This window comes from Pseudomonas sp. LBUM1640 (genome assembly GCF_059716225.1).
In genome coordinates this window covers 1,509,689-1,530,696 of record NZ_CP166816.1, presented here as the reverse complement: position 1 = coordinate 1,530,696, position 21,008 = coordinate 1,509,689, and the positions used below count along the sequence as shown (strand labels likewise).

The window sequence follows — 21,008 nt, the reverse complement described above, 5'->3', positions numbered from 1 at the left end:
TCCAGTATTAAAGGTGAAAATGTCCGACAATCCTGTAAATACCAATAGCCCCGGGCGCCCCAAGGACATGGCAAAACGCCAGGCAATTCTCGAAGCAGCGAAAAATCTGTTTTTGAGCAATGGCTACGCCAGCACCAGCATGGATGCCGTGGCCCTTGAGGCCGGCGTGTCGAAACTGACCGTCTACAGCCACTTCACCGACAAAGAGACGCTGTTCACCGCCGCCGTCGTGGCCAAATGCGAAGAACAGTTGCCGGTGATGTATTTCGAGCTGCCCGCAGGCGTGCCCGTGGACACCGTGCTGCTGAACATCGCACGGGGCTTCCATCGGCTGATCAACAGCGAGGAGTCGGTAAACCTGCACCGCCTGATGATGACCACCGGCAATCAGGACGTGAAACTCTCCCAGATCTTCTTTGAAGCCGGCCCCATGCGCATGCTGCAGGGCATGGAACGCCTGCTCAGCCGCATCGACCAGAGCGGCGCCCTGAGCATCGACAAACCGTTTACCGCGGCCGAGCACTTTTTTTGCCTGCTCAAAGGCACGGCGAATTTCTGTTTACTGTATGGCTGCGGCGGGCAACTGAGTGAGGAAGCCGCCGAAGCGCATGTGCAGGAAGTGGTGGGGTTGTTTATGCGGGCCTATAGGCCTTGAAGCCTTGTGCTGTCTGACGGTTCGACTTGCTCCCGATGGCGGTGTGTCAGTCAGTTTATTTGTAACTGACACACCACATTCGCGAGCAAGTCGAACCGTCGCACCGCCCCTCCCACATTTTGAGCTCAATACATCAGGTAGATGTGTGTACTCGGTCAAAGGTGGGAGCTGGCTTGTCGGACCGCCGAACCGCTGCGAAGGCATCAACTCGGTATACCTGATGTACCGAGGTGTCTGCATCGCAGGCAAGCCAGCTCCCACAGAAAAAGCAGCTCTGCTTCTGCTCTGTTTTTGCTGTGCTGTTGCCCTGCTTTTGATTCAACCACTCAGGTCGGCTACTAGGCCGCCGTGCTGTAGATTTTGATCTTGATCTGACAGGCCCCGTTAACCACGATGGCCGAACGCAGGCTTGAATCCGTGGGTAACCCGGCAGGACGCCGGGTTAGCCGCGCTGGGCCAGGGATGGCCCATCGCGGCGGCCCACGGATTCAAGCCTGCGTGCGGGCATGCCGAGCCTAGGCGAGGCACCAAGTGGTGGGGCAAAGCGTTTTTTGGTTACTTTTTTTAGGCGTTTGTAAAAAAGTGACTCGCTGTAAGAGCGAAACCCTAAGCGGCCGTTACCGCAGAAACGGATATGTACTCATATCTACCTAAAAACAAGCCCGCCCCAAAACCACGCTCATGCCCAAGCCGCGACAGGCCTTCACCCACCGCAGGAACTCAGGGTTTTAGAGCCTTCTTAGGATAGATGTCATACCGGCTGGATTTACCATCCAACGCATGACTAGGCTTGGGCCCTTCAATGCACGGCGCCTTGCGCGGGCGCTTGACCACCACGCGGTGGCTGGCCAAGGCCAGTGCGGCGGCGAGCAAGGCCGGGGCGTCCGGGTCATCGCCCACCAGTGGCCGGAACAGGCGCATTTCCTTCTTCACCAAGGCGGTTTTCTCACGGTGCGGGAACATCGGGTCCAGGTAGATCACCTGCGGCGGCTCGCCCTCCCAGTTGCTCATCACCTCGATGGAGTTGCCCTTAAGCAACTGCATACGCGCCACAATCGGCGCCACTTCAAAGTCATCCGCACCACGGGCCAGGCCGTCCTCGAGCAAGGCGCCGATCAGCGGCTGACGCTCGATCAAGCTCATCTCGCAACCCAGGCTGGCCAGTACGAACGCGTCCTTGCCCAGCCCCGCCGTGGCGTCCAACACCCGTGGGCGTACGCCTTGGGCAACGCCCACAGCCTTGGCGATCATTTGCCCACTGCCACCGCCGTACAAACGCCGATGTGCTGCGCCGCCTTCGACAAAGTCCACGCGCACCGGCCCTGGCGCGTCAGGCCCAAGCTGTTGCAGCTGCAGGCCGTGTTCGCCGACTTGCAGGGAAAAGTCCGCCTCTTCCAGCTGCAACGGCAGGCCAAGCTGCGACGCCCAGTGCTCGGCACGTGCCTTAAAACCTTCGGCCAAAGCCTCGACCCGAATGCGGCTGGCCGCTGGTTGTTCGCTCATCAATCGCTACGCTCAAAAATATTAAGGATCGGCAAACAGCGGCCGATAAAAACAACAGTCAGGTATTTTGCCAGAGCTGAGCGTCGACCGAGAAAAATGTCAGACATTCTTCCCCTAACTATCGGTGTACTGCCGACCCACAACCATTACGGCCTGCGCAATACTCAAGCGCTGGCCGGGGTGAGTCATGTGTGGCAGGACTTCTTCGCCCGAGCGTTGGCCGAGCAGCTCGGCGACACGCCGGACGCGCTCGCCGCCAAAGCATCGGCACCGAGAGACCCTGCGGTAGAGCCCAGTGAAGGCGCGGACCTGCTGTCGCAGATCCTCACCCAGCGTGAGTGCGACGTAAAAGACACCGAGATCGCCCCGCCGGAGCCGCTGTTCCTGCCAATCGCCGAATTTGAAACCGAATTGCTGCCACCGGCCCCCGCGCCGTTCCCGGCAGAAGAAATCGTCGCCCAACAGCGCCAGCAGAATTTCGAAAGCGGCTGGGTACGCCCGATTGTCCTGACCGCCGGTCAACCGCTGCCTGAGCCTGGCCCTGCGCCAGAACCACAGCCACTGCACCTGCCGATTGCCGAGTTCGAACTGGACCTGCTGCCACCGCCTGCCACGCCATACCCAACCGAAGCACTGCTGGCGCAGCAGAAGGCGCTGGACTTCGACTACCACTGGGCGCGCCCACTGATCCTCAACAACCTGCGCCTGGCCGCCTAAGCCTCAGCGACACACCCACCAGCGCCCCATGTCCAGATGGAAGTGGTTGCGATGGGCAGCGTTGTAGTCCGGGCTCAACACCACGTTGAAATTAGCGCAGGCGCCATCGCGTACCTGGCGCAAAAAACGCGCGCTGTCGCCCTCACCCGGCCAATCCTTGAGCACACTGATGCTGCGCCCATCCGCCAGGCGCAAGCCGGCGATGTCCAGGGCATTGGCCGAGGCGTGCTGACTGAGCCGCCCGTCTGCGCGGTTATACAGGTTGCGACAGGCAAAGCTGCCCAAGTGATCAACCCGCGTCACCGCCTGGCCAAACACCGCCTGGGCCGCCGGTTGCAGGCTGTGGCGCTCGAACAGGGCAAACGCCACGGCCAACGGGCAACTGGCGAGAAAGCTGCTGCTCAAGGCCACGTCGGCGCCTTGTACACGCAACACGTTGCGCAATGGGCACGCAGCGTCAGCGGGGCTGTCGGCCTGATGGCTGACGCGCAAACCCGAGGTTTTCAGCACCTGATCGCACAACGCCGGATCATCCTGCAGCCGGCCAAGCTTGAAGCGCGTGAGCAGGTTCGGGCTGGCGCGCACATCCAGCGGCGCCCAGGGGTTCCACTCAGCCGGCAACGGCACCCAGCCACGCCACACGCCCAGTGCAAACCCTGCAGCCAGCAATAGCAGCGCCCCGGTCACTTTGAAAAAGCGCACAGCTCAGTCCTTGAAGAATTGGTTGGCCTGGCTGAACGGCATCTTGCGGTCGGTGAAGGTAAAGGTGCCCAACTCATACACCTCCTGCGCCGCCCGGTAGAACTCACCATACGCCGCCAACGCCATGGCCGAGCCGACACTGATGCGGCGCACGCCCATCGCGCTCAACTGCGCGACGCTGAGGTTCAAGCCACCGGACATCAGCACGTTGACCGGCTTGGGCGCGACGGCCTTGACCACGGCCAACACTTCCTCGGCGCTGCGTAACGCGGGCGCGTAAAGCACGTCGGCACCGGCTTCGGCGTAGGCTTGCAGGCGGCGGATGGTGTCAGGCAAATCCAGGCGGCCATGCAGGAGGTTTTCGGCACGCGCGGTCAGTGTGAACGGGAATGGCAAGCTGCGGGCAGCAGCGACGGCAGCTTCGACGCGCTCAACAGATAAATCAAAAGGGTAGATAGGGTCGACGGCAATCCCCGTGGCATCTTCAATGGAGCCGCCGACGATTCCCGTGGCCGCCGCGCGCAGGATGGTCTGGGCACAGCCTTCAGGCGTGTCGCTGAAGCCGTTTTCCAGGTCAGCCGCCACCGGCAGTGCGGTGGCGCGGACAATCGCTGAAGCATTGCCCAAGGTATCCTCCAGCGACAACACACCCTCCGCATCCGGCCGCCCCAGGCTGAACGCATAACCTGCACTGGTGGTGGCCAAGGCCTCAAAGCCAAGGCTGGCAAGCATGACGGCGGAACCGGCATCCCACGGGTTGGGCATTACGAACGCGCGATCACGCTCATGCAAGGCTTTGAAGGTTTCGGCGCGAAGGGTTTGGGCATCCATGTCTGACTCCTGGCGGAACAAAGGAGCCTTAGAGTAACCCCAGTTGCTCCACTGCGGGTTCTCGATGCAAGGTCGGCAGCGGCGGCAGGCCCGGCAAGCGCGTCATCAGTTTTTCATGAAAACGCAGCGCCAGTTGCGCGGCGAGGCGGTTATCCGAGGTGTGCAGGAACACATACGGCGTACGGCCCTCCTCGATCCAACCGGCGATCTTTTCCACCCACGGGATCAGAAACGGGTCGTTGGCTTCCAGCTCCGGATGGCCGATAAAGCGCACTTGGGGAAACAGCGTCAGCGCGGCTGGGCGCGGCGGCACTTTAGGCTTTTTCGATTGGGCGTGCAGCACGGCGGCTGAGGTAGAGGTGCAGCTGAACAGCGCGCGCGGGTCAAGACAGATTCGCTCGACACCACGGTCGCGCAGCAGGCGGTTGAGCATCCGCTCGGCATCGCCTTTGGCGAAGAATTCCGGGTGGCGCACTTCCACGGCCAGCGGGCGCTCAATGCCATCAATAAAACCTGCCAGCTCACCAAGGCGTTGCGGCGAAAAGCTCGCTGACAGTTGCAGCCACAGCGGCGCAACACGCTCACCCAATGGGCTCATCAAGCCGACAAAACTTTCTGCCGCCGGCAGTTGCTCACGCAGGTCGCCACCGTGGCTGATGTCTCCGGGGAATTTGGCGGTGAAGCGAAAATCCTCAGGCATGATTTCGGCCCAGCGCTGCACAGTCGCGGCCGAGGGTCGAGCGTAAAATGTGGTATTGCCTTCAACGGCGTTGAAGACCTGGGAATACAACGCGAGGTAGTCGCCGGAGCGTGCATCGGCTGGGTACAAGTACTCGCGCCAGGCGTTTTCACTCCAGGACGGGCAACCAATAAAGTAAGGCAGACGCATCAGATATGGATGTCGAGACCCAGCACTTCCATATCCCATTCGACAAAGCCGGCGGTGGTCAGGTAGCTGGCCAGGGCGGTGGCGACGCTTTTGCTCATGGAGCGGGGGAAGACCATGTCTTGCTGACGGGCGGGAAGACCGCTGATACGCGCACCGGCGGCACCGGCGGCACCTTGGGCGCCGGACTGCGACTCGGACTGGACCTCGATGAAATCCGGTGAATCTTCGACGGAGTCGTCTACCGTCACGTTAGCCTTACGCGGCTTACGCTTGAGTGGGTAGGACTGTGAGGAAAAGCCGTCTATACGCATACATGCAGACTCGGTATCAATGATGGCAATTTAGCGGCACTTTCCATGGCGCGCAAATGCTCTGGTGATAACTAGAACACATAATTTGTAAAAGGTTTAAAAACAGGGGCAAATTCTGACGATTGGCGAATTTTTGGTATGCCGTACTTAATGTGGCGAGGGAGCTTGCTCCCGTTGGACTGCGCAGCAGTCCCAGTCTTTTATGAGCGGGGCCGCTTCGCGGCCCAGCGGGAGCAAGCTCCCTCGCCACAGTTAAAGGCCGCGTTCGGCCTTGGTTTGCGCGACCTTATCACGCAGGTAAACCGGCGCTGCCTGATCGGCCGGAATCGCCTCGCCACGCTCGAACGCAAAGCGCGCCAGGGTCAGCAAGTCTTCGGCATGGGGCAACATCGCGGCGTCCTGGCCGACCAGCTTTACGCCGATGCGCTCGCCATAACCCCAGCCAGTGCCGGCACCGAACCAGTCACCGCTGGCATCCGCAGGCAATTCAGAAGCCTGGGGCGGCTGCACCGCTTCCACGCCCACAAGGCGCATTTCGCCGTCGGTCTCGCGGTAGCAACCCCAATACACTTCATCCATGCGCGCATCGATAGCCGCTGCGACTTGCGAGGCGCCGTGTTCACGCAGGGCACGTTGGGCCAGCACTGCCAGATTGGAGACCGGCAACACCGGGCGCTCCAATGCAAACGCCAGGCCCTGCACCACGCCGATGGCAATACGCACGCCGGTGAATGCACCTGGGCCACGGCCGAAGGCAATCGCATCCACGGCAGACAGCGTGGTGCCCGCGTCTTCAAGCAGTTGCTTGATCATCGGCAACAGCTTCTGCGCGTGCAGGCGCGGGATCACCTCGTAGTGGCTCGTGACCTTGCCGTCGTGCAGCAAGGCAACGGAGCAAGCTTCAGTCGCGGTGTCCAGGGCCAGCAGGGTGCTCATGGGTGTAGGTGTCCAAGTCGAAAAAAAGTGCGCCAGTATAAACAACAACGGCCCGCAAGCGGGCCGTTGTGCGTGCAGCTAATCGTTTGATCAGCTCAGCGCTTGCAACACCTTGGCGGTGATGGCTTCTACCGAACCAACACCTGGGATGTGGCTGTACTTCGGCTTGCCCTGGGCAGCGGACAGCTTCTGGTAGAAATCCACCAGTGGCTTGGTCTGCGAATGGTAGACCGACAGGCGATGACGCACGGTTTCTTCGGTATCGTCTTTACGCTGCACCAGGTCGTCGCCGGTGACATCGTCCTTGCCGGCCACTTTTGGCGGGTTGTAGACGACGTGGTAAACGCGGCCCGAGGCTTCGTGAACACGACGGCCAGCGATACGCTGGACGATTTCTTCATCTTCAACCGCGATTTCAACCACGGCGTCCAGCTCGACACCGGCCTTCACCAGGGCTTCAGCCTGGGGAATGGTGCGTGGGAAACCGTCGAACAGGAAACCGTTCTGGCAGTCTTGCTGGCTGATGCGTTCCTTGACCAGGTTGATGATCAGGTCGTCGGAGACCAGGCCACCGCTGTCCATCACGCTTTTTGCGATCAGGCCCAGCTCGGTGCCGGCCTTGACGGCGGCGCGCAGCATGTCACCGGTGGAGATTTGTGGAATGCCGAACTTTTCAGTGATGAACTTTGCCTGAGTACCTTTACCGGCCCCGGGAGCTCCCAGCAGAATGACGCGCATCGATGTGCTCCTCAATTTTTTATAGAGATGACGCTCGGATTCGCCGCGTGGGGCCAATCTCGTAAAAATATGGGTCTAGCCGATCAAACGGCCAAAGGCTGATCAAGATACACAGCGGGCTCTATCCATACAAGCCGCCGAAAGTCGCAAGAACCCGCGCCGCGCATGCGTCACAGGTCGGGTGTGCCTGAGTGCAACCCTGCACCCTAAACGCCGACCGCCCTGTTCGGGGCGGTCGTCATGGTTTATCTGCAAGCCTTTGAGAACACGCAGAAAACCTTAACCGGTGTTACGCAAACCGGCGGCAATACCGGCCACGGACACCAGCAGCGCCTGTTCCAGAGGGCTGTCTTGTGCTGCTTGCTGTTGACGCGAGCGTGCCAGCAACTCGGCCTGCAGCAAGTGCAACGGGTCGAGGTAGGTGTTGCGCAGGCGGATGAACTCAAGTGTGTCTGGGCTATGGGCCAGCAGTTGCGACTGGCCAGTCAGGCCAAGCACCACGCTGCACGCCTGCGACAATAGGTCGCGTAAGTGCGCACCCAATGGCAGCAGGTCAGGCTGCACCAGACGCTCGTCATACAAACGTGCGATGTCGGCATCGGCCTTGGCCAGCACCATTTCCAGCATGTCGATGCGGGTACGGAAGAATGGCCATTGCTCGCGCATCTGCCCCAGCAGCTCGCCTTCGCCGCGCTCCAAGGCCTTGCTCAATGCTGCTTCCCAGCCGAGCCAGGCGGGCAGCATCAGGCGAGTTTGGGTCCAGCCGAAGATCCACGGGATCGCCCGCAGGCTTTCGATGCCGCCGGCACGGCGTTTGGCCGGGCGGCTGCCCAGCGGCAAGCGACCTAACTCCTGCTCTGGGGTGGATTGACGGAAGTACTCGACGAACTGCGGATTTTCCCGCACCACGGCGCGGTAAGCGCTGACACCGTCTGCCGCCAATTCGTCCATCAAATGCCGCCAGGCCGGCGCAGGTGGCGGCGGTGGCAACAGTGTGGCTTCCAGTACGGCGGCCAGATAGAGGTTGAGGTTCTGCTCGGCGATGTCCGGCAGGCCAAACTTGAAGCGGATCATCTCGCCTTGTTCGGTGGTGCGGAAACGCCCCGCCACCGAGCCCGGCGGTTGCGACAGGATCGCCGCGTGCGCGGGGCCGCCGCCACGGCCGACGGTGCCACCGCGCCCGTGGAACAACAGCAATTCCACCTGTTGTTCGCGGCAGATATCCACCAACCGTTCCTGCGCCCGGTACTGCGCCCAGGCGGCGGCGGTGGTGCCGGCGTCCTTGGCGGAGTCCGAGTAGCCAATCATCACTTCCTGCGGGCCTTGCAACCGTGCGCGATAGCCTGGCAATTGCAGCAGGGTTTCCATGACCGGCCCGGCGTTATCCAGGTCGGCCAGGGTTTCGAACAGCGGCACCACACGCATCGGCCGTTGCACGCCCGACTCTTTAAGCAGCAGTTGCACCGCCAGCACATCGGAGGCGGCGCCGGCCATCGAGATCACATACGAGCCCAGTGACGCAGCCGGTGCGGCAGCGATTTCCTTGCAGGTATTCAACACCTCGGCAGTCTCCGCCGACGGTTTGAAGTAGCCCGGCAGCAACGGTCGACGATTGGCCAGTTCCTTGGTCAGGAAGCTGATGCGCGCCTCTTCGTCCCAATCTTCGTAGCGACCCAGGCCCAGGTAATCGGTGATTTCGGTCATGGCCGATGAATGTCGGCTGGAATCCTGGCGCACATCCAGGCGCACCAGGAACAGGCCGAAGGTGACGGCACGGCGCAGGCAGTCGAGCAGCGGGCCATCGGCGATCACGCCCATGCCGCACTCGTGCAGCGACTGGTAACACAGCTCCAGCGGATCGAGCAGGTCGCGGTTGTTCTGCAGCACTTCAGCCGGCGCCGGAGTGTTGGCGGTCAGTGAGGTGTGGGCCCATTGGCGCGTGGCGCGCAGGCGTTCACGCAGTTGCTTGAGCAAGGCGCGATAAGGCTCGACGCTGTCGCCGACCTTGACTTGCAACGCCGGGCTGGCCTGCTGCATCGACAGCTCGGAGGCCAGCTGGTCGATATCGCGCAAGTACAGATCCGCCGCCATCCAGCGTGCCAGCAACAGCACTTCACGGGTGACCGGCGCGGTGACATTCGGGTTGCCGTCACGGTCGCCACCCATCCAGGAAGCAAAGCGAATCGGCGCTGCCTCCAAGGGCAAGTGCAGGCCGGTGGCGGCGTGCAAGGCCTGGTCGGCCTTGCGCAAGTAATTGGGGATGGCGTGCCACAGCGAATGCTCGATCACCGCAAAGCCCCATTTGGCCTCGTCCACCGGAGTAGGCCGCACGCGGCGGATTTCTTCGGTGTGCCAGGCTTCGGCGATCAACCGTTGCAGGCGTTCGCGGATCTGCTCGCGTTCGGCCGTGGTGAGGTCGCGGTGATCCTGCAGTGCCAGTTGCGCGGCAATCGCATCGTATTTTTGAATCAGGGTGCGGCGCGCCACTTCGGTCGGGTGGGCGGTAAGGACCAGCTCGATCTCCAGCCGCGCCAACTGGCGGGCCAGGGATTCGTTGCTGTGGCCTTCGCTTTGCAGGCGGGCCAGCAACTCCGGCAATACGCGGGATTCGAAGGGCGCCGGTTGCGACTCATCGCGCCGGTGGATCAACTGGTATTGCTCGGCAATGTTGGCCAAATTGAGGAACTGGTTGAAGGCCCGCGCCACGGGCAGCAGCTCGTCTTCCTGCAATTGGTTCAAGCTGGCGCTGAGTTCCTCGCCGGCCGCTTGCTCGGCTGCGGCGCCGCGGCGGTCAGCCTTGGCGCCTTTGCGGATCTGCTCGATCTTGTCGAGAAAGTCGTCGCCGTACTGCTCTCGAATGGTGTTGCCCAACAGCTCACCCAGCAGGTGAACATCCTCACGCAAGCGTGCATCGATATCACTCATCAGCCAATCTCCAGCCAGAAATCCGGGACGCGCAAGTGTTCCAGAGTGCCGCCCGCGTCGGTTTCTGACAAGACACTTTAAACCTTGTGAGTTGCAGCTAGTCTCAACTGTGAGTCGCCGCGTTATCCGCGCAGGCGGCCGGACACTCATCACCGCCTGCTACCGCGGGCTCATTGAGGTTGCCATGAAAATCCGAGAACTGGCCCAGCATTGGGAAGAGAACGCCAAGGGTCGCCTGACCAAGACCGAGTACGCGATTCATCTGGACGTGGAGTCCGCGGCGCGCCTGGCCGCGATCGCCGAGATGTACCCCAAGCGCCACACCGAAGAACTGCTTGGCGAGCTGATCGGCGCCGCCCTTGAAGAGCTGGAAGCGAGCTTTCCGTACATCAAGGGTCAGCACGTGATCGCCACCGATGAAGAGGGTGATCCCCTGTACGAAGACGTTGGCCCGACGCCACGCTTTCTCACGTTGTCCCGGCGCTATCTACATAATTTGTCAGACAGCGCTGACGAACAGAAGCACTGATACACATCTGAAAAACCTCTTTTAACCCAAGTATTCCGGGCCTTTCACGGGCCCGGAGTACCTCTGCGCGTGGCGAAAGTTCCAACTTTTAAATGCTGACCATTCAGTCAGATATTTTTTTAGGCAATTCGCCATCTTCTCTGAACTTTTGAAAAAAGCCTCCGGTCACAGCCAGTAAGCCATCACTTGGAACGGCCGTTTGAAAGCGTGTTTCGAGCTTTACCGCCGAGACCCGAACCGCTGACCAGTGCCATGGATTTTGATGTTTTTCAGGAGTTACACAATGGAGTTGAAGACGATGAAGACCAGCACTGCCAAATCCTCGTTTAACCACCTGCGCGGGCTGAAATTGGCCGCGCTGGCAATCGGCACCAGCTTCGTTCTGGCGGGCTGCGCCGGCAACCCTCCGACCGAGCAATACGCTGTGACCCAATCTGCGGTGAACAGCGCGGTCAGCGCCGGCGGCACCGAGTACGCAGCGGTGGAAATGAAGTCGGCTCAGGACAAGCTCAAAGAAGCCGAAATCGCCATGCACGACAAGAACTACGACAAGGCTCGCCAACTGGCTGAGCAGGCCGAGTGGGACGCTCGCGTCGCTGAGCGTAAATCTCAGGCCGCCAAGGCTGAACAGGCAGTAAAGGATTCCCAGAAGGCTGTTGACGAGCTGCGCAAGGAAGGCATGCGCCCGGCTGCTATCCAGCAGAAGTAAGCCGCTGCCACTTGACTGCATCGCACCTGATATCGAATTGAAAGGACGACACGACTATGCGTAAACAATTGATGATCCCTGCCCTGCTGGCGATGAGCGTTGCCCTGGCGGCCTGCTCCACCCCGCCGAACGCGAACCTGGAAAACGCACGGACCAATTTCTCGGCCCTGCAAACCAATCCACAAGCCACCAAGCTTGCGGCGCTGGAAACCAAAGACGCCAGCGAGTGGCTGGACAAGGCTGACAAGGCCTACCGCGACAAGGAAGACGAGAAGAAGGTCGACCAACTGGCCTACCTGACCAACCAGCGCGTTGAAGTGGCCAAAGACACCATCTCCCTGCGCGAATCCGAAGCCAAGCTGAAAAACGCTGGCGACGAGCGTGCCCGTGCCCTGCTGGACGCCCGTGATGCGCAGATCAAGCAACTGCAAAACAGCTTGAACGCCAAGCAGACTGATCGCGGCACCCTGGTGACGTTCGGTGACGTGCTGTTCGCCACCAACAAGTCCGACCTCAAATCCAGCGGCCTGGTCAACATCACCAAGCTGGCGCAGTTCCTGCGTGATAACCCGGACCGTAAAGTGATCGTCGAAGGCTACACCGACAGCACCGGTTCCGACGCGTACAACCAGAGCCTGTCCGAGCGTCGTGCCGCTTCGGTACAACGTGCACTGGCGCAACAGGGCGTGGATATCTCGCGCATCGTGACCCAGGGTTACGGCAAGGAATACCCGGTTGCCGACAACGGCAGCGTCTCGGGCCGTGCCATGAACCGCCGCGTTGAAGTGACCATCTCCAACGACAACCAACCGGTCAAGCCACGTTCTTCCGTTGCTAATTGATCGTTTGAAGCAGTAAAAAAACCCACCTTACGGTGGGTTTTTTACCTATCAGACTTTGACTGGTCGATCATTGTCACTTTCAGGCATCATTGCCGCCAAGCCTTGGCGACCCGCCATCAATTTCTCAAGTTTCTCTGGGTCCATCTGGCCCTCAGAGCCCTCGGAACCTGAGGAGCCGCCGCCGCCTTGAGCACCACCCGCCGCCTTCGACAGCATGTCCATGAGCATCTTAATCGGGTCTTGCTTCTGCGCGCCTTCCCCGCCCTGTGCACCTTCCCCGCCTTGTGCACCTTGCTCGCCACCTTTACCCAGTTTTTCTGCGCCCTGGGCCATTTCCAACATCTTACTGATCGCGCCAATTCCACCAATCATGATCATTCTCCGAAATCGTTATACGTAAGTTAACTATCAGCAACACTGACAAGTCATTCAGTGGCTTCTTACGCAATACGGTTCCAGATATTTCCGTAAATCGGCGATTTGATTAACGGGGGAGCTACTTCTGGAGTTGCGGAGTTTCCTGGCCCATGCACCGCACGGCTTGCTTCTTGTTGTTCACCAGCACACCGCTCAAGCCTTTTTGCTCGGTATCAAACATCACCAGCACACCGTCGACACACTGCGCCACCTGCGCGGCAGGGGTCAGGGAGATTTTGTAGTCTTCTCCCGGCACCGTCTTGAGCAGGGTGAAATCGCTGAGCAGCAACGCATCTTCCGGCTTGGCGAAGTGCAGGTAGCCGTAGTACCACAGGCAACCGACGGTGCCGATGATGGTGCCGATGCCGGTGAGGATCAGCGGGATCATATTGCGTTCTTCGCTCATTGCGGGCTCTCTGATCAATCAACTTTAGGGTTCGGGTAGTTGGGGATTTCCCCCAGGCGGCGCAGGCCGTTGAAGTGCTGCGGGTCATCCAGATAGCGCAGCATCACGGTTTGCCAGGTCTTGTCGGCAAAGGTCTGCACGTGGCCACCGCGGGTCAACTGCAACACCCTGGGCGGCGGCGCGGCCTGATACAGGCGAATGCCGTTGGCCAGCGGAACAATCGGGTCATCCAGGCTATGAAACAGCAATTTCGGCACGTTGGTCAGCTGCGCCATGGTGTTGATCGCACTGTCACCGTCGGGCACCAGCCAAGACAGGGGCACCTGAAACGGCCATGTTAACCAGGAGGTGCTGAGGGCGAATTGTCCTACGTCACGATAACTGGCGGGCACGCCGTCCAAGACCAGCGCCTTGAGCTGCGCCTGACGCTCCGGGTGCGCCGCCAGGTAATGCACCGCCAGCGCACCGCCCAGGCTTTGGCCCAACACAATCAACGGTTGGCCCTGGGTTTCGGGCGCTGTGTCGATCCAGTTGAACGCCGCATCGATGTCCTGATAGATCGCCGGCAACGACGGTTTGCCTTCCGACAGGCCATAGCCGCGGTAGTCCAGCAGCAGCACTTGATAGCCCTGCTCCGGCAACCACCAACTGCCGCCCAGGTGCCAAGCGAGGTTGCCGCCGTTGCCATGCAGGTGCAGCACCGTGCCTTTGACGGGCACACCGGGTTTGGCCGGCAGCCACCAGGCGTGAAGTTTTACCCCGTCGGCGGTGGTGATCGTGACGTCGCGGTACTGCAGGTGGGCTTTTTCCGGCGTGAACGGCAGGCCGGGTTCGGGGTAGAACAGCAGCGAGCTGCAACCGTTCAAGGTGAAGAGCAGGCAAAGAATGCCGAGGATTCTCATCCGTTGAAGCCTTGTGATTTAGCTGAAACTCTCAGCCTTGTGGAGATCCAAATGTGGGAGCGGGCTTGCTCGCGAAGACAGTGTGTCAGTCGACACATGTGTGTCTGATGTAGCGCTTTCGCGAGCAAGCCCGCGCCCACATTTAGAACAGGTTCCTTCAGGGAAATCTCTAAAGGATATTCGAGTAATCCGCCTCGATCCGGTCCAGGCTCAAGTGATTGAGGAAGTTGGAGAAGCACATCCACGCCGCCAGCGCGTTCATGTCGCGGAACTGCTCAGGCAGGTACTTGGGCGGCACGACCAAGCCTTCATCCACCAATTGGCGCAGGGTACGCATGTCTTCCAGGGTGGTCTTGCCGCAGAACAGCAGCGGCACTTGTTCCAGCTTGCCTTTGCGCACGGCCAGCTGGATGTAGTTGTAGACCATGATAAAGCCCTTTAGGTAGGACAAATCCTTGGTAAACGGCAGACCGGTCGGCGTTGAACCACGGAAAACCCGGCTGGCGTTGCCATAGCTTTCGGCCATTTCAAAGCCTTGCTCGCGGAAGAATTCGAACACCTGCAGGAAGTCGGCGCCCTCCTCGACCATATGAATGGCGCGGGTGCGGTTGGTCAGCTTGCGCAAGCGGCTCGGGTAGGAAGCGAAGGTGATGATCTCCATCAGAATCGCCAGGCCTTCCTGAGTCACAGTCGATGACGGCGGGCCTTTGGACAGGAACGTGCAGATCGGCTGGTTCTGGCCGTTGAGCGTGGTGCCGACGTGCACCAGCCCTTCATGCACCTCCAGCGCGCGCACATCACGGTGGTTGAACATCGCGTCGGCGCGAATCTTGATGTAGTCGGCGCCCGCCGCCGCGTCGGCGACAATACCGTCGGACTCAAATACACGGATGGTTTCTTCCGCCTCGCCAAACACTTTGTTCAGGCGGGTTTGCAGCAAGGCCACGGCATCTTTGGCGGTGAGGGTCTTGGCTTCGTCTTTGAGGTCGCCACGGCCGTCGATATTGTTGAGGTAGTCGCAGAGCATCAGGCCGAGGTCAGCCAGGGTCGGGTCGCCGGCATGGAAGGCATCGGAGGCGGCGCCATACAACTCCTGGGATATCAGGCCGAAGTCCTCGGTGCCGCGCGCTTCGAGCATGCGCACCACCATGCGGTACTCCTTGCACATGCGCCGCATGATCTGCCCGACCGGGTTGAATTGGCCAAGCTGGCGGGTGATGTCGCGCTCGATGTTCTGGAACTCAAGCTTGACCGCGCTGGAGTCGAACGCCAGCGGCCGGCCCAGGTAGTAATCACGGTCTACGGCGGGCAGGGCCTTGCCCTTGGCCTTGAGGAACCCCTGACGAATGTTCTCGTCCCACTTCACGGCGTCGAGGACGCGAATCGGTGTTTGCGCCAGCACAATGCGATCAGACAAGGTGCGTATCGTCTGCTGGTAATCGTCCACCCGGTGCTTCCTCTTTAAACGTTATTTGCCCGCGCGCTGGTAGCGCACGGCTTCAACGAACACATCGGCATTGGCCGGGTCATCCAGGTAGGCAAACACCTGTTCCATGGGGCTGTCGACCAGCACGCCGGCGCCTTCGACGGTGTCGGCGGTGCTGCCATGTAACACGTTTTGGCCTATGGCTTGATGGATCTGCTCAAGGTCGAGGTTGTAGACCACCAATTCGTGCTTTTCATCAAATTCAAATCCAGCCAGGAAAAAATGCCCGCCCAGCTTCTCCGGCAGCGGCGCCGACAAATACCAGCGGTTGCCATGACGAGAGACCGTAAACAGGTATTCATCGCGCTGGCCCGGCTTGGCTTTAGGGTAGCTCACGGCTTTGTAACGGTGCTCAGCGACTCGGGTGATCTGCAGATTGAGCGGTTCGCCCCAGGCATTTTTGCTCGACCAGTGGCCGAGCAAGGCATCCGGCGCCGATTCGCGCGCCGGCAGCGGGTCCTTGAAGGTCACCAGGCAACCGCTCAGCAACAGGAATGACAAGGCGATGATCGCCACACGCCAAGTTTTCATTGCGTACTCCATCAGCGTGGGAGCTGGCTTGCCTGCGATAGCATCACCTCGGGTTACCGGATGCACCGAGGCGCCTGTATCGCAGGCAAGCCAGCTCCCACATAAAGCGGATAGTGCACAGGGCTGGCTAGACCGAGGCCAACACCAAATGCATGTAACGCTTGAGGATCTCAAGCATCTCTTCGCCCGTCAGAGGCTCTGGGCCGCCAAGCAGGCCTTGATATTCCATCCGACTGATAATCGCCGTCAACACTTTGGCATCCTGTTGCGGCTCACGGGAGCCCAACACCTGGAAAAACTGCCCGGTGCCCTGCAGCAGAATCTGCTGGTGTGAGCGCACCAGTTCAGCCAGACGCGGGTTGAGCAAGGCTTCCTGGCGAAAGGCCTGTTCGGCCATCAGGTGTTCACGACGGTTGGTCAGTTGGCGCAGCACGTAATCGGCGGTGAGCCGCGCAATGTCATCGGCCAATTGCGAGCGCGACTGCGGGCTGCCGTCGCCATAGGCGACCATCTCACGCAGCAGGCCTTCGTTGCGTACCCACAGTTTGCCCATGAAGGCGGCGCTGCGTTCCACGTATTGGGCGAAGGTATCGGTGAGCAGGTCATCGATATCTTTGAAGTAGTAGGTAGTGGCCGACAATGGCACCCCGGCTTCTGCCGCCACGGCGCGGTGGCGCACGCCACGTACGCCGTCGCGCACTACGATGCGCATGGCCGCATCGAGAATATCCTGCCGGCGCTGCTCGCTGCCTCGGCGGCTGGCCTTGCGGCCTTGGTACTGGACACTTTCAGCCACGGCAGCAGCAATGCCGGCGGCGCCTTCTTGAGCCATTACGCGGTTCACGACAGATCTTCCTTTAAGAGGTGACGCAGAGCGTCACGGGCTACATTCCCATGCAGAGCGTGGGAACGATCATCCCAAGCAGAGCGTGGGAACGATCATCCCACGCACAGGGTGGCAACGTTCACCTGGCGCCGTTCTCTTGACGGCTGAATACGCCACATAAAAAAGCCGCCTTATAAAAGGCGGCTTCGGGTTTCGCTACGGTTACGCTTGTGGCCGCATGTGCGGGAACAAGATCACGTCGCGGATCGACGGCGAGTTGGTCAACAGCATCACCAAGCGGTCGATGCCGATACCTTCACCGGCCGTTGGCGGCATGCCGTATTCCAGAGCGCGGACGAAGTCGGCGTCGTAGTGCATGGCCTCATCGTCGCCGGCGTCCTTGTCGGCCACCTGGGCCATGAAGCGCTCGGCCTGATCTTCCGCGTCGTTCAGCTCGGAATAGGCGTTGGCGATTTCGCGCCCGCCAATGAACAGCTCGAAACGGTCGGTGACGTTCGGGTTGTCGTCGTTGCGACGGGCCAGCGGCGACACTTCGAACGGGTACTGGGTAATGAAGTGCGGCTGCTCCAGCTTGTGCTCCACCAGCTCTTCAAAAATCATCACCTGCAATTTACCCAGGCCTTCGAAGCCCAGCACCTTGGCGCCGGCTTTCTTGGCAATGGCGCGGGCCTTGTCGATATCGTTCAGGTCGTCAGCGGTCAACTCAGGGTTGTACTTGAGGATCGAATCGAACACCGACAGGCGCACGAACGGCTCGCCAAAGTGGAACACCTTGTCGCCGTACGGCACATCGGTGGAACCCAGGACCAACTGTGCCAGTTCGCGGAACAGTTCTTCGGTCAGGTCCATGTTGTCTTCGTAGTCGGCGTAGGCCTGGTAGAACTCCAACATGGTGAATTCTGGGTTGTGACGGGTCGAAACGCCTTCGTTACGGAAGTTGCGGTTGATCTCGAAGACCTTTTCGAAGCCGCCAACAACTAGGCGCTTGAGGTACAGCTCAGGCGCGATACGCAGGAACATTTCCAAGTCCAGCGCGTTGTGGTGGGTTTCGAACGGCTTGGCGGCGGCACCACCGGGGATGGTTTGCAGCATCGGCGTTTCGACTTCCAGGAAGTCACGCGCCATCAGGAAGCTGCGGATGTGCGCAATCACCTGCGAACGCACGCGGAAGGTCTGGCGCACGTCTTCGTTAACGATCAGGTCAACGTAGCGCTGACGGTAACGCTGTTCGGTGTCGGTCAGGCCGTGGTGCTTGTCCGGCAGCGGGCGCAGCGACTTGGTCAACAGGCGTACGCTGGTCATTTCAACGTAGAGGTCGCCCTTGCCGGAGCGCGCCAGGGTGCCTTCAGCCGCAATGATGTCGCCCATGTCCCAGGTTTTCACCGAGGCCAGGGTTTCTTCAGGCAGGGTTTTACGGTTCACGTAAACCTGAATGCGACCGGTCATGTCCTGGATCACCATGAACGAGCCACGGTTGAGCATGATGCGACCGGCAACCTTGACCGGGATTGCAGCCTCTGCCAGCTCTTCCTTGGTCTTGTCCGCGTACTGTTTCTGCAAGGCATCGCAGTAGTTGTCACGGCGGAAGTCGTTCGGGAAGGCGTTGCCCTTGGCGCGCTCGGCAGCAAGCTTTTCCTTGCGCAGGGCGATCAGGGAATTTTCTTCCTGTTGCAGGGCTTGCGGGTCGAGTTGTTGGTCGCTCATGTCTTTTGAAATTCCATCACAGGTTCGTTGCCCCCACCGGAGGCAGGGGACTTAAGGTCTTGGCTAACGGTTTAAAGCCCCGATTTCAGGCTGGCTTCCAGGTATTCGTCAATATCACCGTCGAGCACCTTGTCGCAGTCGCTGCGTTCGATGTTAGTGCGCAGATCCTTGATCCGCGACGCATCGAGCACATAAGAACGGATCTGGTGACCCCAACCGATATCCGACTTGGTGTCTTCCAGCGCCTGGGAAGCGGCGTTGCGCTTCTGCATTTCCTGCTCGTACAACTTGGCCCGCAGCATTTTCATGGCGGTGTCCTTGTTCGCGTGCTGGGAACGTTCGTTCTGGCAGCTGACCACGGTGTTGGTCGGTACGTGGGTGATACGTACGGCCGAGTCGGTGGTGTTTACGTGCTGGCCACCGGCACCGGAGGAGCGGTAGGTGTCGATCCGCAGGTCGGCCGGGTTGATCTCGATTTCCACTTTGTCATCGATCTCTGGCGAGACGAAAACTGCCGAAAACGAAGTGTGGCGACGGTTGCCGGAGTCGAACGGGCTTTTGCGCACGAGGCGGTGCACGCCGATTTCGGTACGCAACCAGCCAAAGGCGTATTCGCCCTTGATGTGTACGGTCGCGCCTTTGATGCCGGCGACTTCACCGGCTGACAGCTCCATGATGGTCGCGTCGAAACCGCGTTTGTCGGCCCAGCGCAGGTACATGCGCAACAGGATGTTGGCCCAGTCCTGGGCCTCGGTGCCGCCGGAACCGGCCTGGATGTCCAGGTAGGCGTTGTTCGGGTCCATTTCGTGGCTGAACATGCGGCGGAATTCGAGCTTGGCGAGGTTTTCCTCGAGACGGGCCAGCTCGGCGACGACATCGCCCACTGCGCCTTCGTCATTTTCTTCGACGGCCATGTCCAGCAGGTCGCGGCAATCGCCCAGACCGGTGTTCAGCTCGTCGAGGGTGTCGACGATCTGCGCCAGCGCAGCGCGCTCGCGGCCCAGTTCCTGGGCGTATTCAGGTTTGTTCCAGACAGCCGGATCTTCAAGCTCGCGATTGACTTCGGTCAGACGCTCATGCTTTTGATCGTAGTCAAAGATACCCCCGAATAGTTTCGGAGCGCTCGGACAGGTCCTTGATGGTGTTAAGGATCGGGTTGATTTCCATGGCGGGCAGCACTCGTTGGCGAACTTTTGAAAGCCGACGAGTATAACGACAAACCGGGGCTAACGGCAGCCCGCTTGGCGAAAAGGCGGGGTTATACGCTATCTCGGGAACAATGAAGATCAAATGTGGGAGCGGGCTTGCTCGCGAATGCGGTGTGTCAGATTGTGAATCAGTGACTGACCCACCGCATTCGCGAGCAAGCCCGCTCCCACAGGGGATCAGCGTCATTGCGAATTATTCGATACCCACCTGATTGCGCCCATTGTGCTTGGCCGTATACAAGCCTTTATCCGCTGCCATGATCAGCTGCCGACAATCGCTGCTCTGCACTGGGGTCATGGTCGACAGCCCAATGCTGATGGTCAGGCTGGCGCCTTCAGCCGGCGCAATATGCGGGATTTTCAGCGCCGCCACCGCCATGCGTAGCTTTTCCGCCACCAAGCGTGCGCCGCCCGGCGAGGTGTTCGGCAGCACCAGGGCAAACTCTTCACCGCCGTAACGCGCCGGCAGGTCCGAAGGACGACTGCTGGCTTCGCGGATCGTCGCAGCGACCTTGCGCAGGGCTTCGTCGCCCTCGACGTGGCCGAAGCTGTCGTTGTAAGTCTTGAAGAAATCCACATCGATCATCAGCAGCGACAACTGAGTCTGGTCACGCATGGCACGGCGCCATTCCAGTTCCAGGTATTCGTCGAAGTGGCGACGATTGGACAGCCCGGTCAGGCCGTCGGAGTTCATCAGCCGTTGCAGCACCAAATTGGTGTCCAGCAACTGCTGCTGGCTGACCCGCAACGCGCGATACGCCGCGTCCCGCTGCAACAGCGTCATGTACGAGCGTGAGTGATAGCGAATGCGCGCCACCAGCTCGATGTTGTCCGGCAGCTTGACCAGGTAATCGTTGGCCCCGGCCGAAAACGCCGCGCTCTTGATCAGCGGGTCTTCCTTGGTCGAAAGCACAATGATCGGGATATTCGCCGTGGCCGGATGGTTGCGGTATTCACGCACCAGCGTCAGGCCGTCGAGCCCCGGCATGACCAAGTCTTGCAGAATCACCGTCGGCTTGATGCGAATCGCCTGGGCAATCGCCTGATGCGGGTCGGCGCAGAAGTGAAAGTCGATGTTTTCTTCATGGGCCAGGCCACGCCGCACGGCTTCGCCGATCATGGCCTGGTCGTCGACCAGCAACACCATGGCGGCATTTTCGTCGGTCTTGATGTCGTCGATCTGTAAATCATTCATGTGCAGTCACCTGAATTACTTTCCT

Annotated in this window: 22 protein-coding genes; 5 read left to right on the top strand and 17 right to left on the bottom strand. The window is 60.3% G+C overall.

Going from position 1 to position 21,008, the window contains the following annotated elements; translation table 11 throughout:
* Positions 1-19: 19 nt before the first annotated feature.
* Entirely contained in the window at positions 20-655 is a 636-nt protein-coding gene (locus tag ACA065_RS06845) for a TetR/AcrR family transcriptional regulator (protein WP_497693858.1), read from the top strand.
* Positions 656-1,375: 720 nt separating this feature from the next.
* On the opposite strand, the gene ACA065_RS06840 is transcribed toward ACA065_RS06845, so the two are convergent.
* Positions 1,376-2,158: a class I SAM-dependent methyltransferase gene (locus tag ACA065_RS06840; RefSeq protein ID WP_497693857.1), complete on the bottom strand. Its 783-nt coding sequence runs from the start codon at positions 2,156-2,158 to the stop codon at positions 1,376-1,378.
* 96 nt (positions 2,159-2,254) lie between these two features.
* Here ACA065_RS06840 and ACA065_RS06835 point away from each other — a divergent pair, with 96 nt between their 5' ends.
* Complete coding sequence (locus ACA065_RS06835) at positions 2,255-2,875, top strand: energy transducer TonB (protein WP_497693856.1); 621 nt, start codon at positions 2,255-2,257, stop codon at positions 2,873-2,875.
* A gap of 3 nt (positions 2,876-2,878) precedes the next feature.
* Here ACA065_RS06835 and ACA065_RS06830 read toward each other — a convergent pair whose 3' ends face one another.
* The 7 genes from ACA065_RS06830 to ppc form a co-directional block, all read right to left on the bottom strand.
* Positions 2,879-3,577, bottom strand: a complete 699-nt coding sequence (locus ACA065_RS06830) for an extensin-like domain-containing protein (protein ID WP_497693855.1) — start codon at positions 3,575-3,577, stop codon at positions 2,879-2,881.
* A gap of 3 nt (positions 3,578-3,580) precedes the next feature.
* Positions 3,581-4,408 carry an isocitrate lyase/PEP mutase family protein gene (locus ACA065_RS06825; protein WP_497693854.1) on the bottom strand — a complete coding sequence of 276 codons (828 nt, stop codon included), beginning with the start codon at positions 4,406-4,408 and terminating at the stop codon, positions 3,581-3,583.
* 28 nt (positions 4,409-4,436) lie between these two features.
* Entirely contained in the window at positions 4,437-5,297 is an 861-nt protein-coding gene (locus tag ACA065_RS06820; protein WP_497693853.1) for a DUF72 domain-containing protein, read from the bottom strand.
* Positions 5,297-5,608 carry a hypothetical protein gene (locus ACA065_RS06815; RefSeq protein WP_497693852.1) on the bottom strand — a complete coding sequence of 104 codons (312 nt, stop codon included), beginning with the start codon at positions 5,606-5,608 and terminating at the stop codon, positions 5,297-5,299. Before ACA065_RS06815 ends, ACA065_RS06820 begins: the two co-directional genes overlap by 1 nt.
* A gap of 252 nt (positions 5,609-5,860) precedes the next feature.
* Entirely contained in the window at positions 5,861-6,544 is a 684-nt protein-coding gene (tsaB, locus tag ACA065_RS06810; protein ID WP_497693851.1) for a tRNA (adenosine(37)-N6)-threonylcarbamoyltransferase complex dimerization subunit type 1 TsaB, read from the bottom strand.
* A 90-nt stretch (positions 6,545-6,634) separates the two neighbouring features.
* Positions 6,635-7,282 carry an adenylate kinase gene (adk, locus tag ACA065_RS06805; protein WP_497693850.1) on the bottom strand — a complete coding sequence of 216 codons (648 nt, stop codon included), beginning with the start codon at positions 7,280-7,282 and terminating at the stop codon, positions 6,635-6,637.
* A gap of 279 nt (positions 7,283-7,561) precedes the next feature.
* Complete coding sequence (ppc, locus tag ACA065_RS06800; protein ID WP_497693849.1) at positions 7,562-10,207, bottom strand: phosphoenolpyruvate carboxylase; 2,646 nt, start codon at positions 10,205-10,207, stop codon at positions 7,562-7,564.
* Between the two features lie 184 nt (positions 10,208-10,391).
* Here ppc and ACA065_RS06795 point away from each other — a divergent pair, with 184 nt between their 5' ends.
* From ACA065_RS06795 to lptF, 3 genes are all read left to right on the top strand, one after another.
* Complete coding sequence (locus ACA065_RS06795) at positions 10,392-10,736, top strand: pilin assembly protein (protein WP_497693848.1); 345 nt, start codon at positions 10,392-10,394, stop codon at positions 10,734-10,736.
* Between the two features lie 283 nt (positions 10,737-11,019).
* Positions 11,020-11,445: a DUF4398 domain-containing protein gene (locus tag ACA065_RS06790; protein ID WP_177003285.1), complete on the top strand. Its 426-nt coding sequence runs from the start codon at positions 11,020-11,022 to the stop codon at positions 11,443-11,445.
* 56 nt (positions 11,446-11,501) lie between these two features.
* Positions 11,502-12,287, top strand: coding sequence for a lipotoxin F family OmpA-related lipoprotein LptF (gene lptF / locus ACA065_RS06785; protein WP_497693847.1), 786 nt, complete (start codon positions 11,502-11,504; stop codon positions 12,285-12,287).
* A 48-nt stretch (positions 12,288-12,335) separates the two neighbouring features.
* On the opposite strand, the gene ACA065_RS06780 is transcribed toward lptF, so the two are convergent.
* From ACA065_RS06780 to ACA065_RS06740, 9 genes are all read right to left on the bottom strand, one after another.
* Positions 12,336-12,665 (bottom strand): hypothetical protein, encoded by a 330-nt coding sequence (locus ACA065_RS06780; protein ID WP_497693846.1) that lies wholly within the window; start codon positions 12,663-12,665, stop codon positions 12,336-12,338.
* A gap of 118 nt (positions 12,666-12,783) precedes the next feature.
* Positions 12,784-13,110: a PA3694 family proteiin gene (locus ACA065_RS06775; RefSeq protein ID WP_497693845.1), complete on the bottom strand. Its 327-nt coding sequence runs from the start codon at positions 13,108-13,110 to the stop codon at positions 12,784-12,786.
* 14 nt (positions 13,111-13,124) lie between these two features.
* Positions 13,125-14,012, bottom strand: coding sequence for an alpha/beta hydrolase (locus tag ACA065_RS06770; RefSeq protein ID WP_497693844.1), 888 nt, complete (start codon positions 14,010-14,012; stop codon positions 13,125-13,127).
* Positions 14,013-14,181: 169 nt separating this feature from the next.
* Positions 14,182-15,459 carry a flavohemoglobin expression-modulating QEGLA motif protein gene (locus ACA065_RS06765; protein WP_497693843.1) on the bottom strand — a complete coding sequence of 426 codons (1,278 nt, stop codon included), beginning with the start codon at positions 15,457-15,459 and terminating at the stop codon, positions 14,182-14,184.
* Positions 15,460-15,480: 21 nt separating this feature from the next.
* Complete coding sequence (locus ACA065_RS06760; protein WP_497693842.1) at positions 15,481-16,029, bottom strand: hypothetical protein; 549 nt, start codon at positions 16,027-16,029, stop codon at positions 15,481-15,483.
* A gap of 127 nt (positions 16,030-16,156) precedes the next feature.
* The gene (locus ACA065_RS06755; protein ID WP_083359848.1) at positions 16,157-16,873 is read right to left on the bottom strand and encodes a TetR/AcrR family transcriptional regulator; all 717 of its coding nucleotides are present in this window, start codon (positions 16,871-16,873) and stop codon (positions 16,157-16,159) included.
* Between the two features lie 204 nt (positions 16,874-17,077).
* Positions 17,078-18,580 (bottom strand): lysine--tRNA ligase, encoded by a 1,503-nt coding sequence (gene lysS, locus ACA065_RS06750; protein ID WP_497693841.1) that lies wholly within the window; start codon positions 18,578-18,580, stop codon positions 17,078-17,080.
* 71 nt (positions 18,581-18,651) lie between these two features.
* Positions 18,652-19,747, bottom strand: a protein-coding gene (gene prfB, locus ACA065_RS06745) for a peptide chain release factor 2 (protein WP_096236834.1) whose coding sequence is annotated in 2 segments (ribosomal slippage) — positions 18,652-19,674 and positions 19,676-19,747 — 1,095 coding nt in all. Because the reading frame shifts where the segments join, the coding sequence is not laid out codon by codon here.
* 234 nt (positions 19,748-19,981) lie between these two features.
* Entirely contained in the window at positions 19,982-20,983 is a 1,002-nt protein-coding gene (locus ACA065_RS06740; protein ID WP_497693840.1) for a diguanylate cyclase, read from the bottom strand.
* Positions 20,984-21,008 lie beyond the last annotated feature (25 nt).